General features: G+C 61.1%; 12 protein-coding genes. 5 read left to right on the top strand and 7 right to left on the bottom strand.

Annotated elements, in window-relative coordinates; translation table 11 throughout:
- Window positions 1-6 precede the first annotated feature (6 nt).
- Entirely contained in the window at window positions 7-696 is a 690-nt protein-coding gene (locus GZ092_RS03160; RefSeq protein ID WP_293634272.1) for an OmpW family outer membrane protein, read from the bottom strand.
- A gap of 20 nt (window positions 697-716) precedes the next feature.
- Entirely contained in the window at window positions 717-2,333 is a 1,617-nt protein-coding gene (locus tag GZ092_RS03155; RefSeq protein WP_293634270.1) for a prolyl oligopeptidase family serine peptidase, read from the bottom strand.
- A gap of 145 nt (window positions 2,334-2,478) precedes the next feature.
- Here GZ092_RS03155 and GZ092_RS03150 point away from each other — a divergent pair, with 145 nt between their 5' ends.
- Together GZ092_RS03150 and GZ092_RS03145 are read left to right on the top strand one after the other, a co-directional pair.
- Window positions 2,479-3,243 (top strand): heparan-alpha-glucosaminide N-acetyltransferase, encoded by a 765-nt coding sequence (locus GZ092_RS03150; protein ID WP_293634269.1) that lies wholly within the window; start codon window positions 2,479-2,481, stop codon window positions 3,241-3,243.
- 206 nt (window positions 3,244-3,449) lie between these two features.
- A complete protein-coding gene (locus tag GZ092_RS03145) occupies window positions 3,450-5,897 on the top strand; it encodes a catalase (RefSeq protein WP_293634268.1) in 2,448 nt (815 codons plus the stop codon).
- Window positions 5,898-5,960: 63 nt separating this feature from the next.
- On the opposite strand, the gene GZ092_RS03140 is transcribed toward GZ092_RS03145, so the two are convergent.
- From GZ092_RS03140 to GZ092_RS03120, 5 genes are all read right to left on the bottom strand, one after another.
- Window positions 5,961-6,743: a peptidylprolyl isomerase gene (locus tag GZ092_RS03140; protein WP_293634354.1), complete on the bottom strand. Its 783-nt coding sequence runs from the start codon at window positions 6,741-6,743 to the stop codon at window positions 5,961-5,963.
- Window positions 6,744-6,849: 106 nt separating this feature from the next.
- On the bottom strand, window positions 6,850-7,149 hold the full coding sequence (locus tag GZ092_RS03135; protein ID WP_293634267.1) for a BolA family protein: 300 nt from the start codon (window positions 7,147-7,149) through the stop codon (window positions 6,850-6,852).
- Window positions 7,146-7,772: a septation protein A gene (locus GZ092_RS03130; RefSeq protein WP_293634266.1), complete on the bottom strand. Its 627-nt coding sequence runs from the start codon at window positions 7,770-7,772 to the stop codon at window positions 7,146-7,148. The genes GZ092_RS03135 and GZ092_RS03130 overlap by 4 nt, the downstream gene beginning before the upstream one ends.
- A 175-nt stretch (window positions 7,773-7,947) precedes the next feature.
- A complete protein-coding gene (gene msrB, locus GZ092_RS03125) occupies window positions 7,948-8,358 on the bottom strand; it encodes a peptide-methionine (R)-S-oxide reductase MsrB (RefSeq protein WP_293634264.1) in 411 nt (136 codons plus the stop codon).
- Window positions 8,359-8,402: 44 nt separating this feature from the next.
- Window positions 8,403-9,839 (bottom strand): protein adenylyltransferase SelO, encoded by a 1,437-nt coding sequence (locus tag GZ092_RS03120; protein ID WP_293634352.1) that lies wholly within the window; start codon window positions 9,837-9,839, stop codon window positions 8,403-8,405.
- 254 nt (window positions 9,840-10,093) lie between these two features.
- Here GZ092_RS03120 and GZ092_RS03115 point away from each other — a divergent pair, with 254 nt between their 5' ends.
- From GZ092_RS03115 to GZ092_RS03105, 3 genes are all read left to right on the top strand, one after another.
- A complete protein-coding gene (locus GZ092_RS03115) occupies window positions 10,094-11,719 on the top strand; it encodes a 3-(methylthio)propionyl-CoA ligase (protein WP_293634262.1) in 1,626 nt (541 codons plus the stop codon).
- A 336-nt stretch (window positions 11,720-12,055) separates the two neighbouring features.
- Window positions 12,056-13,360 carry a branched-chain amino acid ABC transporter substrate-binding protein gene (locus GZ092_RS03110; RefSeq protein WP_293634260.1) on the top strand — a complete coding sequence of 435 codons (1,305 nt, stop codon included), beginning with the start codon at window positions 12,056-12,058 and terminating at the stop codon, window positions 13,358-13,360.
- A 92-nt stretch (window positions 13,361-13,452) separates the two neighbouring features.
- Window positions 13,453-14,406 (top strand): branched-chain amino acid ABC transporter permease, encoded by a 954-nt coding sequence (locus GZ092_RS03105; protein ID WP_293634258.1) that lies wholly within the window; start codon window positions 13,453-13,455, stop codon window positions 14,404-14,406.
- The last annotated feature ends 9 nt before the right edge of the window (window positions 14,407-14,415 follow it).

Here is a 14,415-nt window from a genome sequence, read left to right as displayed (position 1 = left end):
TCCCTTTTAAAACGAATAACCGACTGCCACCGTAAACACCCTGGGCTTGAAGGTGATGTCCGCATGGCGCTCGATGCCCAGCGTGTTGGTGGTGATTTTCGATGTCACCCGCGCCGTTGCCAGCGACGCCGACACCGACCATTCGTTGCTCAGCCGCCAGGCCACGCCAGCTTGCAGCGCAAGGCCAACCGAGTCTTCGAGCGAAATCGAAGTGGGGCCGCCATTGAGCGCATCGCCAGCGGCCGTCGAATGGGTCTTGTCAAAACGCGTGTAGTTGATGCCCGCGCCCACGAAGGGCCGCAACACGCTGGTTTTTTCAAGAAACTTGTAATTCACAAACAGGGTGGGCGCCACCTGCCGGATGGTGGCGCCCACCTGTCCGGACAAGGCCTGGGCGCTGCCTGGCAGGGCAGGGTTGCTGACCTTCAGGGCAATGTCGTGCTTGGGCGGAAAGCCGAGCGCCAGTTCCACATCCCACTGGTCACTGAGTTCGCGGGTGTACGAAAAGAAGGGTGTCGTCTTGTCGCGCACTTCCAGGCTGATACCGCTGGGGGTGAACGGTCCCGAGAAATCACTGGCGCTTGAATGCGGCTGAACGTTGGAAATGCCCAGTTTGATGGTGTTTTGCTGCGCCATGGACGGTGCTGCTGCGCAAGCTGCCAGAATGCCTGCGATGGCCAATTGCTTGTGATTCATGAGAAAAATATTCCTGTAATTTACAAACCGGAGGCCGTGACCTGCTGGAAGAATCCGCGTGCAGCGGCATTGCAGAACGGCGGAACCAGGCCACCGTGGTAAGCCTGTACCACCGCCGAGGCGCCGCCATCCGAAGCGCCAGCGGCCACGGCTGCCAGTGCGGTGCCCGCCTTGGCCTGCGCAAAACCGGCTTTGGCTGCCGCATAAGGATCGCTGGCGCCGGTGGGTGCCGAGTCCACGTTGAGCACCGTCAGCAAGCCGGCGGCCGGCGCTGCCGGCGACGGGCTGGACCAGAAACCCTGCATCAGCTGGGTGTTGACGTTGTAGAACACCGTCGGGTCGCCGCTGCCGGCGCACAGCAGCACCGGGCGCGTTGGCGTCCAGTTGCGCAAGTCGTTCTTTTTGGCCGCCACCCGCATCGGATTGGCAGGGTTGGCAGGGGGCAGGGCGTTGGTCAGCTTTGGCACAGCACCATCCGGGTTGGCCAGCGCGTCAAGCAGGTAATTCAGGCGCGACTGGTTGGTGATCAGGTTGCTGGTGCCAAATCCCAGGGCAAACAGCGGCGCCAGTTCAGGCGGTGTGGTCGGAGGGCTGATGGCGTTGAGCGTAGGCTGCAGCGAGGGCGGCGAACCGGCCGGCGCCGTGGGCGGCGTGCGGCTGAACAAGGCGGTCTGCGGCAGTTTTCCGCCGGGTGCCAGAAGCGAAGACAGCGGCGTGTCAGTCGGCAGCAAGGTGTCGATCCCGCTGGCATAGGCGGGCTCGTAGATGTCGGTCAGCTGGCTGTAGATGTTGCCGTAGGCCTTCTGGTAGCTGTTGATCAGCAGTGGCGTGAACAGCGTGCTGCCCAGGTTGACGTTGCCGTAATACACCGCATCGCCAAAGGCTGCCAGCGCATACGGGCCGGACATCGGCGCGCTGGCCGTGACGGTCTGGCCGGCGGCCTGCATGGCTTTGTGCGTGGCCATGGCCACATGGCCGCCTTGCGAGTAACCGGTGATGAACAACTTGCCGTTGTCCTTCACCGGCTGGATCAGGCCGGGCAGGGCCTTGCGGGCCGCGCTCAGCGCATCCATCATGTCCTTGGATTCCTGGTCGGCATTCAGGTAGGGGTGATAGGCCAGTTTGGATGCGTCGTAACCTGCATAGTTGGGCGCCACCACGATGAAACCCTGTGCCGCATAGACGGCCGCAATAAGCGCGGCTTCGGAATAGGCCGCGCTGGTTTCGTCCAGAAGGTTCGCCAGGTTATAGCTTTTCACGGTTGTCGTGCCATGGGCGTACAGCACGATGGGCCGGCTGCCGGTGCAGTCCGGACCGCCAGAGGGCGTCATCAGCGCGCCCGTGGCGTCGGTCGCTTCGCCAGCGCCGCCGACGGTGCCGTACTTGATGTATTGAACATCGACACCGCATTTGGGTGTGCCGGCCACGGCCAGCAGGTTGCGGCCATTGGCGCTGGCATTGAGCTTGGCGGCGAAATCGCCTGCCGTGAAGAAGGCCGTGCGCGGCGGCGGGCTCTGGATCAGTGCGCCGCGCGCCGGAGTGTTGTCTACGACACCCAGGTTGTCGGCCGAGTCGCCTCCGCAGGCCACCAGCAACGAAGCTGCCGCAACGGCGCCCAGTAAATACATTGTTTTCATGCTTGTCCCTATGGGGTTTTGAGAAATAGAACGACCGTACTATTTGGCTTGAAGGATGTTAACGAACTTGCGCGAACGCGGGTGTGGGGTTATTACTTAATGCGCCTCAAGCGTAGCAAAAAAACATCTGCGTACACTCTGCGCCATGTCTTTTCGCCGCCTTGACTCCCTCGATGCCCTGCGCGGTGCGGCCATTGTCTGGATGACTGTCTATCACCTGTGTTTTGACCTCAACCATTTTGGCTACCTGCAGCAGGATTTCTACGTCAATCCCGTCTGGACCTGGCAGCGCAACGTCATCGTCAGCCTGTTTCTTTTCACAGCGGGCCTGGGGCAGGCGGTTGCAGTGCACCGGGGTCAGCGCTGGCCCCGGTTCTGGCGGCGCTGGGCGCAAGTGGCGGGCAGCGCGCTGCTGGTCAGCGCCGGCTCCTACGCGATGTATCCGCAAAGCTTTATTTATTTTGGCGTGCTCCATGGCCTGGCGGTGATGCTGTTGATCGTTCGCCTGACGGCCGGCTGGGGACGCTGGCTGTGGCTGCTGGGCAGCGCCGCCATTGCCATGAAGTTTTGGGCGGCCGGAGCGCATGCGGCCTGGCCTGAAATGGATTTTCTCAACCAGAAAATCTTCAACTGGCTGGGGCTGGTCAGCCGCAAACCTGTCACTGAAGACTACGTTCCGCTGATTCCGTGGCTAGGGGTGATGTGGTGGGGAATGGCAGCAGGCAACTGGGTGCAGCGCGTGCGGCCGCAGTGGCTGGCTCCTCAGGCAAAGCCAGCCCTTCCGGCCATCAGCGCTCTGGCCGGACTGGGGCGCTGGAGCCTCAGTTACTATCTGCTGCACCAGCCGGTGCTGATCGGTCTGCTGATGGGGTTGAATGCTTTGAAACAGGTCTGGCCGTTTCTGCCTTAATTTTTGGCATCCCGGCTCAAGCCCCGCCTTGTCTCGCTTTGGCAGCTTTTGCAGGGGCTCATCAACAAAGTTATCCACAGGATGCAGGAACAACTTTCACGTTCCACAAAATGCTTTCCCGGGCAAACGGTCACGTCCTACAGATTGCTCCAGCGTGCTTGGGTATTGTGACGGTTGGCAATCCTGCCGGCTCATTCCCAACCTCCATGCCCAAAACCATCCCATCGGCCGATGGCCGAAAAAATACCGGAAAAAATTCTTCAAGCAACACTCCCGCCAAGGCAGCCGCCCGCAATACCGATAGCGGCCCTGCCAAGGTGAAGCCTGATTCAGGTGGCGACAAGCATGTTGAAAAAATGCTGCAAACTGAAGCGCTGGCCGCCGCCATGCCCTTCAACCCGACCAAGCCTGCCGAGCACGGATTTGAAAATGCCATCTCGCCCCAACAAGGCGTCACTGTCAAACCGGACTCCAGGCTGCCCAGCGGCAGCACGCTGTCTGAAGAAAACAGCAGCGACAAGACTGGGACCATTGCACCCGAAGGCGTAAACGCCATCATCGAGACGCTGGACCGCGTGCGTGTGGATTCGTCGGGCCAGATGCTCACCACCAACCAGGGCGTGCCCATAGCCGACAACCAGAATTCGCTGAAGTTCGGCCTGCGCGGGCCGGCGCTGCTTGAAGACTTTGTGCTGCGCGAGAAAATCACCCATTTCGACCACGAGCGTATCCCCGAGCGCATCGTGCATGCACGGGGTTCCGGCGCACACGGGTTTTTTGAATGCTACGCGCCGCTCACGCAATACACCAAGGCCGCGCCGTTCAAGGAGGCTGGCAAGGTCACGCCGGTGTTCGTGCGGTTTTCCACCGTCGCCGGCGAGCGCGGATCCAAGGATACGGCGCGCGACGTGCGCGGCTTTGCCGTGAAGTTCTACACCGACGAGGGCAACTGGGACCTGGTGGGCAACAACATGCCGGTGTTTTTCATTCAGGACGCGATGAAGTTTCCCGACCTGGTGCATGCCGTCAAGCCCGAGCCGCACAACCAGATGCCGCAGGCTGCCAGCGCGCACGACACCTTCTGGGATTTTGTTTCGTTAATGCCCGAATCGACCCACATGCTGATGTGGGTGATGTCGGATCGGGCCATTCCGCGCAGTCTTTCCACCATGCAGGGCTTTGGCGTTCACAGTTTTCGCTTCGTCAATGACGCCGGCGAGTCGGTGTTCGTCAAGTTCCACTGGAATCCCAAATACGGCACGCATTCGCTGGTCTGGGACGAAGCGGTGAAAATTTCCGGCGCCGACCCTGACTACCACCGCCGCGACCTGTGGGAGCGCATTGAAGCGGGCGTTTACCCTGAGTGGGAACTGGGTGTGCAGATCTTCACCGAAGCGCAGGCCGAGCAGTTCAGCTTCGATATTCTGGACGCGACCAAGCTCATTCCCGAAGAACTGGTGCCGGTCCAGCCGGTCGGGCGAATGGTGCTGAACCGCAATCCGGACAACTTTTTTGCCGAAACCGAGCAGGTGGCTTTTTGCACCGCGCATGTCGTGCCGGGCATCGATTTTTCAAATGATCCGCTGTTGGCCGGACGCATCCATTCCTATGTCGATACCCAGATTTCCCGCCTGGGCGGCCCGAATTTCCATGAAATCCCGATCAATTCGCCGATTGCGCCGGTACACAACAACCAGCGAGACGGCATGCACCGCCAGGCGATTCATCGCGGCCGGGTGAGCTATGAGCCGAATTCACTGGCTGGTGGCTGTCCTTTCCAGGCGGGTGCGGGTCAGGGTTTTGTCACCGTGCCGGCACGGCTGCAGGCGCAGGAAGAGCAAGCCAAGGTGCGTGGCAAGCCCGAGAAGTTTGCCGACCATTACACCCAGGCCACGCTGTTTTACGAAAGCCAGACGCTGGCCGAGAAAGCGCATATTGCCGCTGCCTTTCGCTTCGAGCTGAGCAAGGTCACGGTGCCGGCGATTCGCCAGCGCACCGTGTCAATGCTGCGCAATGCGTCGGAAGAACTGGCGCAGAAGGTAGCCACAGGCTTGGGCATGGAGAGTCTTCCCGACGCCATGCCGCCGGCGCTAGCGCAGCCAGCAGCGCCCGAGGTGACCGTTTCACCGATGCTGTCGCTGCTGGCACGGCCGGGCGACGGCAGCATCAAGGCAAGGAAAATTGCCATGCTGATTGCGCCAGGCGTCATGGGTGCGTTGGTGGCTCAAGTGCAGGCGGCTTTGCTGGCCGAGGGTGCGGTTCCGCGACTGGTGGCGCCCCACATCGGCTCCGTGGCCACGGCAGAAGGCGACACGCTGGACGCCGATGCCTCGCTTGAAAACGAACCAGGTTTCCTGTTCGATGCGCTGGTGCTTCCCGATGGACAGGCGGGCGTCGATGCGCTGGCCCTGGACGGGCACACCATGGAGTTCATCAAGGACCAGTACCGGCATGGCAAGACGATGCTGGTATTGGGTGCTTCCACCGCACTGCTGGAAAAAGCGGGCGTGCCAACCACCTTGCCAGACGGCAAACCCGATAGCGGGATCATCGTCGCCGCTTCGAAAAGTGCGGCCGATGCTGTCGCCGCCTTCATCAAGGGGATTGCGCAGCACCGCCATCCGGAGAGGGAAACCGACCCGCCCCGGGTGTGATGCCGGGCCATCCATGAAAAAACGCGGCCTTGGCCGCGTTTTTTTATGCTTCAAGCGTCCTGCTTATTCGATCTTGGCTTTCTTGCGCAATTCTTCCTGGAAGGCCGAGAGCTTTTGCTGCTGCATCTGCTGGGCAATTTGCGGCTTGACTTCTTCAAACGCGGGCAGTTGCGCCGAGCGGATGTCGTCCACCCGGATGACGTGGTAGCCGAACTGCGACTTGACCGGCGTGTCGGTCGTCTGGCCCTTGTTCAGCTTGAGCAGCGCTTCGGTGAACTCGGGCACGTAGCTGGACGGGTTGGCCCAGTCCAGGTCGCCGCCCTTGGCGCCGGAACCAGGGTCTTTCGATTGCTTCTTGGCGATGTCCTCAAACTTGCCGCCTTTTTTCAGGCTGGCAATGATGGCCGTCGCTTCGGATTCCTTTTCGACCAGAATGTGGCGCGCCTTGTATTCCTTGCCGCCATTGGCTGCGGCGAACTTGTCGTATTCGGCCTTCAGGTCGGCATCCGTGACCGGATGCGCTTTCTGGTAGTTGGCGAACAACTCGCGGATCATCAGGGTCTGGCGCGCCAGTTCCATCTGTGCCTTGAAGTCGTCGCTGCCGGAAATTCCCTGCTTTTCGGCTTCCTGCATGAACACTTCGCGGGCAATGACTTCTTCGCGCAACTGGCCTTCCATTTCCGGCGTCACCGGGCGGCCGGCCTTGGCCACCTGCTGGGCCAGCGCGTCCAGCCGGGTCTTGGGAACGGCCTTGCCATTGACGATGGCAAGGTTTTGGGCCATGGCGCCAGCGCTCAGCGCCAGCAGGCTCGCCATGGCCGTGGCCATTAAAAATTGTTTCTTCATGATCAAGTGAAAATCCTTAGGAAGGGTGTTTGTAGGGGTGATTGTTCCAGCCAGAGGGCCGTCACTGTTGCGAAAGATCAAGCGGGCCGGTTTAACCCGAAGACCATCAAGCGTCTTTGACGATTTCAATGGCCAGGGCATGCAGGCCCTGGTCGATGAAATTTTGCATTGCATCATACACAAGCCGGTGACACGCTACCCGGCTCTTGCCGGCAAACGCCGGGCTGGCAATGCGAACCCGAAAGTGCGAACCGAATCCCTGCGCATTGGCGCCGGCATGGCCGGCATGGGCCGCGCTTTCGTCCAGCACTTGCAGCAGGGTCGGTGCAAGGCGCTGATGGAGCTGCTGCTCGATTTCCTTGACACGCACGGGCAGTGCGGTGTTTTCGCTGGGAGAGTGGCTCATGGCGTGGTGTCCGGCTTGATGTGCTTGTTGAGGAAAAATGCCTGCGCCAGGATGAACACCAGCATCAGGCCCATGCCGCCAAACAGCTTGAAGTTGACCCAGGTGCTGGTCGGGAAGTTGAAGGCCACCCACAGGTTGATGCACCCCATGGCGGCGAAAAATGCCACCCAGCTGAAGTTGACCTTGCGCCATACCGCATCGGGCAGGCTCATCTGGGCACCCATCAGCGACTTGATGCCGTTTTTCCGGAACACCAGTTCGCCCACCAGCAGCGACGCGCCCATCACCCAATAGAGAACGGTCGGCTTCCATTTGATGAAGCTTTCGCTGTGAAAGTAGATGGTGGCGCTGCCCAGCGCAGTGACCAGCCCCAGGCTGACCCAGAGCATGGTATCGACCTTGCGGCCGCGTGCCTTGAGCCACAGGATCTGCGCCATCGTGGCCACAATCACCACCACCGTGGCCAGCAGCACCGGCGCCTCGGCCGGACCGACGACACCGCCTGAAACCATAAAGCCCAGCCAGTCGGTGGCAGTGCTGGCCGCCCAGTCCTTGTTGCCTTCGGCGTACTTGAACATGCCAAAGAACAGGGCAATCGGCAAGAAATCGAACAAAATTTTCATGGCGTGATTATGGCGGAGCGGTTTTGGTTTTGAAGAAGCAGCAGCGGGGACTGCAGACAGTGGCAGTTTGCCCGCTCTAACCCAGCAAGGGCCGCGGAACCGGCTTTGCCGGGCCGCAGGCGCAGCGGCCCCCTCGGGGGGGCAGCGAACCACACGCAGTGGGGAGCGTGGGGGCTCACAGCTTCTTGAAATCCAGCGATGCCGAGTTCATGCAATAGCGCAGGCCGGTGTCGGTCGGTCCATCGGGAAACACATGGCCCAGGTGCGCGCCGCAATTCGCGCAAACCGTTTCGGTTCGCGTCATGCCGTGGGCGCGGTCCACATGCTCTTCAATCGCGCCGTCCTTGATTTCCCTTGAGAAGCTCGGCCAGCCGCAGCCCGCGTCGAACTTGGCCGACGAGTCGAACAGTTCGGCGTCGCAGCAGATGCAGCGGTAGGTGCCTTCGGCCTGGTTGGCATCGTATTTGCCGGTGAAGGGGCGCTCGGTTGCGGCGTGGCGGGTGACGTTGAACGCCACGGGCTCCGCGCCTTTTTCAGCCAGCAGGGCTTTCCATTCGGCATCGGTTTTCTGGATTTTGGCGCTCATGGTGTGGGGTCCTGTTGTGTTGGATAACGGGGGGTGGGAGGTGATCAGGAACTGCAGCTGATGGCAATCGAAGAGGCCCAGTCGGGCGGAAAACCGGCAAAACCATCGTGGCCGGGATGCTCGTCAAACGGGGCCTGCAGCAGCGTCAGCAAGGTGTCGACCTGCGAAAAGTCTTTTAGTTTCGCCGCCTGGATGGCTTCTTCACCCAGGTGGTTGCGCAACACGTATTTTGGATTGCTTTTAAGCATCAAATCGGCTCTTTGCGCAATATCCACGGGTGCTATGCGCTCTGAATACTGTAGCGCCCAGGCATTGAACGATTCCAGGTCGAAAAACAGGTCGCGTACCGGTTCATGGCCGCTTTGCGCGGTAAAGCCGCACAACCGGCGCCAGAAGATCGTGTAGTCCACCTTGTTGGCCGCCAGCAGCCGGAAGGTGCTTTCAATCAACGCCTGATCTTCTTCCTGCGCATCGGGCAAGCCCAGCTTGGCGCGCATCCGTGCCTGCAGGGCTTCGGGAAACACGGTTTTGTACGATTCCAGCGCGGCCAGCGCGTCTTCCTGGTTGTCTATCAGCGGCAGCAAGGCCTGGCCCAGGCAAAACAGGTTCCAGTAGGCCATGTTGGGCTGACGGTTGTAGGCATAGCGGCCCTGTTCGTCCGAATGGTTGCAGATGTGGCCGGGGTCGAACGCATCGAGGAACTGGAACGGGCCGTAGTCGATCGTTAACCCCAGGATGCTCATGTTGTCGGTGTTCATCACGCCATGGCAAAAGCCGACGGCCTGCCAGGCCGCCATCATGTGCGCGGTTCGTTCGCTGACCGCCTGCAGGAAGGCTGCATAAGGCTGCTTCGCTTCCCGGCATTCGGGATAAAAGCGGTCAATGACGTAGTCGGCCAGGGTTTTCAACTGGACGTGCTGGTTGCGGTGGCTGAAATGCTCGAAATGGCCGAAGCGGATGAAGCTCGGCGCGGTACGCGTCACGACGGACGCGGTTTCGATTTCTTCGCGGCGCACCGGCGCGTCCGACCCGGTCACGCACAGCGCGCGCGTGGTGGGAATGCCCAGCCCGTGCATGGTTTCGGAACACAAAAATTCGCGGATCGAACTGCGCAGCACGGCCCGGCCATCGCCCATGCGCGAATACGGCGTCTTGCCCGCGCCCTTGAGCTGGATTTCCTGCGGTCCCTTGCGTGTCTGCATTTCGCCCAGCAGGATGGCCCGGCCATCGCCCAGCTGACCGGCCCAGACGCCAAACTGGTGTCCGCTGTACACGCTGGCCAGTGGCCGGGTGCCGGGCAGCAACTGGTTGCCGGTGAGCGCGGCCAGCGTCTCGGCCGATTCAAGCCACTCGTCCTGCAGCCCCAGTTCACGGGCCAGCGCACGGTTGCGTCCAACCCAGTAGGGCGAAGGCAGCGGCTGAGGCTTCAGTTCGGTGAAGAAATCCGTGCCCAGCGTGGCAAAGGAGTTGGTCCAGGCCATATCAGGCACGGCAGACGGCGGGTGGAGGGTGAAGGGGATGTCCAAGGCAGTGCTCATGACTTTATTGTGTAGTAGGGCAAGCAGCCCTGTGCAGCAAGGGGTAAGTGTTGTGTTTTGCGTTGCAGCCTGTCGCCAAGGCGGCGTAGGTAGGCACTTTCCCGAAGCAATCCGTGAAAAGCGGCCTGTACCATGCAGGCCGGTTCACACGATTTTCATGGCATGCCCGACCGGGCGATAAAAAAAGGACGCAGACGATGTTAGGTTTAATGCAGGACCAGCCCTTGCTGATTTCATCACTGATCGAGTTTGCTGCGCGCCACCACGGCGACGCGGAAATCGTTTCGCGCCGGGTCGAGGGCGACATCCATCGCTACACCTACCGGGAAGCAGCCCGGCGCTCGCGCCAGGTGGCCCATGCGCTGGACGCGCTGAAGCTCGGTTTCAGCGACCGTGTCGCCACGCTGGCGTGGAACGGCTACCGGCACTTCGAGCTGTACTACGGCGTCAGCGGCTCGGGCCGGGTGCTGCACACCATCAACCCGCGCCTGCACCCGGAGCAGATCGCCTGGATCGCCAACCATGCCGAAGACCAGGTGCTGTGCTTTGACCTGAGCTTCCTGCCGCTGGTGCAGGCGGTGCATGCCAATTGCACCACCATCAAGCACTACATCGCCCTGTGCGATGCGGACAAGCTTCCGCAAGATACCGGTATTCCCGGCTTGCAAAGCTATGAAAGCTGGATGGGCGGGGAGGCGGGCGATTACGACTGGCCAAGCTTCGATGAAAACACAGCGTCGAGCATGTGCTACACGAGCGGCACCACCGGCCATCCGAAGGCGGCACTCTACAGCCACCGCTCCAGCACGCTGCATGCCTATGCAGCGGCGCTGCCCGACGTGATGAGCATCTCGGCGCGCGATGCCATCCTGCCGGTCGTGCCGATGTTCCACGTCAATGCCTGGGGTATTCCGTATTCGGCAGCGCTCACCGGCGCCAAGCTGGTGTTTCCGGGTCCTGCGCTGGACGGCAAGTCGGTGTATGAGCTGATCGAGGCCGAAAAAGTGACCTATGCCGCCGGCGTGCCTACCGTCTGGCAGATGCTGCTGACGCACATGAAACCTGCAGGCCTGCGTTTTTCAAGCCTGCGCAGAACGGTGATTGGCGGCTCGGCCTGCCCGCCGGCCATGATCCAGGCATTCAACGACGACTACGGCGTGGAAGTGCTGCATGCCTGGGGCATGACCGAAATGAGCCCGCTGGGAACGCTGTGCACCCTGAAGAACAAGCACGACAGCCTGTCGGCCGACGAGAAGATGAAGATCCGCCTCAAGCAGGGGCGGGCCATCTACGGCGTGGACATGAAGATTGTGGACGGCTCGGGCAAGGAACTGCCATGGGACGGAAAGACCTATGGCGACCTGCTGGTCAAGGGGCCGTGGATCATCCGCGAATACTACAAAGGCACAAGCGACCCGCTGGTGGACGGCTGGTTCCCGACCGGCGATGTGGCGACCATCGACGCCGACGGCTACATGCAGATCACCGACCGCAGCAAGGACGTGATCAAGTCGGGTGGTGAATGGATCAGCTCGATCGACATCGAGAACATCGCCGTGGCGCATCCTGCCATCCTCATGGCCGCCTGCATCGGCATGGCGCACCCGAAGTGGGACGAGCGTCCTATCATCGCGGTGGTGAAAAAGCCCGGTATGGAGGTCAGCCGTGAGGAACTGCTGGCGTTCTACGAAGGCAAGACCGCCAAATGGCAGATTCCCGACGACGTGGTCTTCGTCGATGCAATTCCACTGGGCGCGACCGGCAAGATGCTCAAGACACGGCTGCGCGAGTTGCTCAAGGATTACCAATTGCCACAGGCTTGAAAGCGATTAATGCGTGACGCCATGCCCATGCCAGCCAGGACCGCAGGTGAAAGCGCAACGGCCCCGGGGGCAGTACGCGAAGCAACAAGCGTGGGGGCATGGCACTCTCCAAGCCAGAGTGGGGCTGCGGAACCGGCTTCGCCGGGCCGCAGGCGCAGTGGCCCCCTCGGGGGGCAGGAAGCCACACGCAGTGGGCGACCGTGGGGGCAACAGTCTCTCTAGCGACATCCGATAGGGGATTCCCTGACAGGGTGAAAGAGCTTTTCCCCTAACCTTTGCCGGTGACTGACTGGTTCGGTCCGTTTGCAGTTCCACCCATTATTCAGGAGACAAGGGATGACAACCCATCGTTATTTGGTTCGCCGGCGTGTAGCAATCGCCGTGGCCGCATCGGCCCTGCTGTATTCGGGCCTGAGCCTGGCCCAGGCACCCGCGCCCGCCAGGGCGGCTGCGCCAGCGGCCGGCGCGGTCAACCTGAACCAGACGGTGAAAATCGCCTGGCTCGACCCCTTGTCGGGTCTGATGGCGGCGGTGGGCACCAACCAGCTCAAGAGCTTCCAGTTTCTGGCCGAGCGTTTCAGCCAGAAAAACAAGGCCGGCGTGAAGTTCGAGATCATCGGCATCGACAACAAGCTCAGCCCGCAGGAAACCACCAACGCGCTCAAGTCGGCCATCGACCAGGGCGCGCGCTACGTGGTGCAGGGCAACGGCTCGGGCCCGGCGCTGGCGATCATCGACGCGCTGTCCAAGTACAACGAGCGCAATCCGGGCAAGGAAGTGGTGTACCTGAACTACGCAGCAGTTGACCCGGACCTGACCAACAGCAAGTGCGATTACTGGCATTTCCGGCTCGACGCCGACACGTCGATGAAGATGGAGGCGCTGACCGCCTTCATGAAGGACCAGGCAGACATCAAGAAGGTCTACCTGATCAACCAGAACTATTCGCACGGCCAGCAGGTGTCCAAGTTTGCCAAGGCCAATCTGGCCACCAAGCGGCCCGACATCCAGATCGTCGGCGACGACCTGCATCCGCTGGCGCAGGTGCGCGACTTCGCACCCTATGTGGCCAAGATCAAGCAGTCGGGTGCCGACACTGTCATCACCGGCAACTGGGGCTCGGACCTGTCGCTGCTGATCAAGGCCGCCAACGAGGCCGGGCTGAACAATGTGAAGTTCTACACCTACTATGGCGGCGTAACCGGCACGCCAACCGCCATGGGCGCCGCTTCGGCGGGTCGGGTCTATCAGGTTTCTTACAACCACCTGAACCTGGGCGGCGACATCCAGCAGGCCATGGCCGAATTCAAGAAGAAATTCAATGACGACATGTACACCGGCGCCATTTATCACGCCTTCACCATCCTGACAGAGGCCATGGCCCAGGCCAAGTCGACCGAGCCTGCTCTGGTCGCCAAGGCCATGGAAGGCCTGCGTTTCAAGAGCTTCAACGGCGAGGTCGAGATGCGCAAGACTGACCACCAGTTGCAGCAGGGCCTGTTTATTGACCGCTGGGAAAAAGCCGGCGGCAAGTACCCGTATGACTCTGAAAACACCGGCTACACCTTTGTGCCGGTGAAGTATTACGAAGCCTATGTGGCCAGCACGCCAACCTCGTGCCAGATGAAGCGGCCTTCCTGAGCAGGTCTTTAACCAGACGCTGACAGGCCGGCTTTGAACCTCCAAGGCCCGACAAGCTCGGGCCTTTTCATTTATTTTCCGGGCACGACACGATGAATCTGGAGTTTTTTACCATCTCCATGCTCAATGGACTGAGCTACGGGCTGCTGCTGTTCATGCTCAGCTCCGGCCTGACGCTGATCTTCAGCATGATGGGCGTGCTCAACTTTGCCCATGCTTCGTTTTACATGGTCGGCGCCTATGTCGCCTACAGCCTGTCACAGGTCATCGGCTTCTGGTGGTCGCTGCTGTTCGCGCCTTTGGTGGTGTTTGCCCTGGGCGCGGCCTTTGAGCGCTTTTGTCTGCGCAAGGTCCACAAGTTCGGCCATGTGCCGGAACTGCTGGTGACCTTTGGCCTGTCTTACCTGCTGCTCGAGCTGGTGCAGCTCATCTGGGGCCGGGCGGCGGTCAATTACGTGCTGCCCGAAGGTTTGCAGGGGCCGCTGTTTACCGTGTTCGGCACCAACTTTCCCAAGTCGCGCGCCTTCATCATGTTCATCTCGCTGGCCATGCTGGCCGGCATCTGGCTGCTGCTGACACGCACCCGAATCGGGCTGGTGATTCAGGCTGCCCTGACGCACCCGGAAACGGTGGAAGCCCTGGGTCACAACGTGCCCCGGGTGTTCATGCTGGTGTTCGGTGGCGGCGCGGCGCTGGCCGGACTGGCCGGCGTGGTCGGCGGCAACACCTTCATCACCGAGCCCGCCATGGCCGGCTCGGTCGGCGCCATCATTTTCGTGGTGGTGGTGGTGGGCGGCATGGGCTCGCTCAGCGGCGCTTTTCTGGCGTCCATCCTGATTGGCCTGATCCAGACCTTTGCCGTGGCCATGGACCAGTCGCTGGTGACGCTCCTTAGCCATTTCAATTACGCGGTAACGCCCGAAACCTTTGGCTATCCACTGCTCAAGCTGACCATTTCGCAGGTCGCGCCCATCCTGCCGTTTCTGTTTCTGGTGCTGATCCTGATCTTCCGGCCCAAGGGCCTTCTGGGTACGCGGGAAGGTTAAGGAAACCAG

This window comes from Polaromonas sp. (genome assembly GCF_010365105.1).
In the GTDB taxonomy this organism is placed as follows: domain Bacteria; phylum Pseudomonadota; class Gammaproteobacteria; order Burkholderiales; family Burkholderiaceae_C; genus Polaromonas.
The sequence above is the reverse complement of the archived record's forward strand: the minus strand, read 5'-3'. Positions and strand labels throughout refer to the sequence as shown.

Coding starts and splice junctions, on each gene's coding strand:
- GZ092_RS03115 (WP_293634262.1), top strand. CDS start 10,094: ATGTTAGGTTTAATGCAGGACCAGCCCTTGCTGATTTCATCACTGATC.
- GZ092_RS03140 (WP_293634354.1), bottom strand. CDS start 6,743: ATGAAGAAACAATTTTTAATGGCCACGGCCATGGCGAGCCTGCTGGCG.
- msrB (WP_293634264.1), bottom strand. CDS start 8,358: ATGAGCGCCAAAATCCAGAAAACCGATGCCGAATGGAAAGCCCTGCTG.
- GZ092_RS03120 (WP_293634352.1), bottom strand. CDS start 9,839: ATGGCCTGGACCAACTCCTTTGCCACGCTGGGCACGGATTTCTTCACC.
- GZ092_RS03105 (WP_293634258.1), top strand. CDS start 13,453: ATGAATCTGGAGTTTTTTACCATCTCCATGCTCAATGGACTGAGCTAC.
- GZ092_RS03155 (WP_293634270.1), bottom strand. CDS start 2,333: ATGAAAACAATGTATTTACTGGGCGCCGTTGCGGCAGCTTCGTTGCTG.
- GZ092_RS03110 (WP_293634260.1), top strand. CDS start 12,056: ATGACAACCCATCGTTATTTGGTTCGCCGGCGTGTAGCAATCGCCGTG.
- GZ092_RS03135 (WP_293634267.1), bottom strand. CDS start 7,149: ATGAGCCACTCTCCCAGCGAAAACACCGCACTGCCCGTGCGTGTCAAG.
- GZ092_RS03130 (WP_293634266.1), bottom strand. CDS start 7,772: ATGAAAATTTTGTTCGATTTCTTGCCGATTGCCCTGTTCTTTGGCATG.
- GZ092_RS03150 (WP_293634269.1), top strand. CDS start 2,479: ATGTCTTTTCGCCGCCTTGACTCCCTCGATGCCCTGCGCGGTGCGGCC.
- GZ092_RS03145 (WP_293634268.1), top strand. CDS start 3,450: ATGCCCAAAACCATCCCATCGGCCGATGGCCGAAAAAATACCGGAAAA.
- GZ092_RS03160 (WP_293634272.1), bottom strand. CDS start 696: ATGAATCACAAGCAATTGGCCATCGCAGGCATTCTGGCAGCTTGCGCA.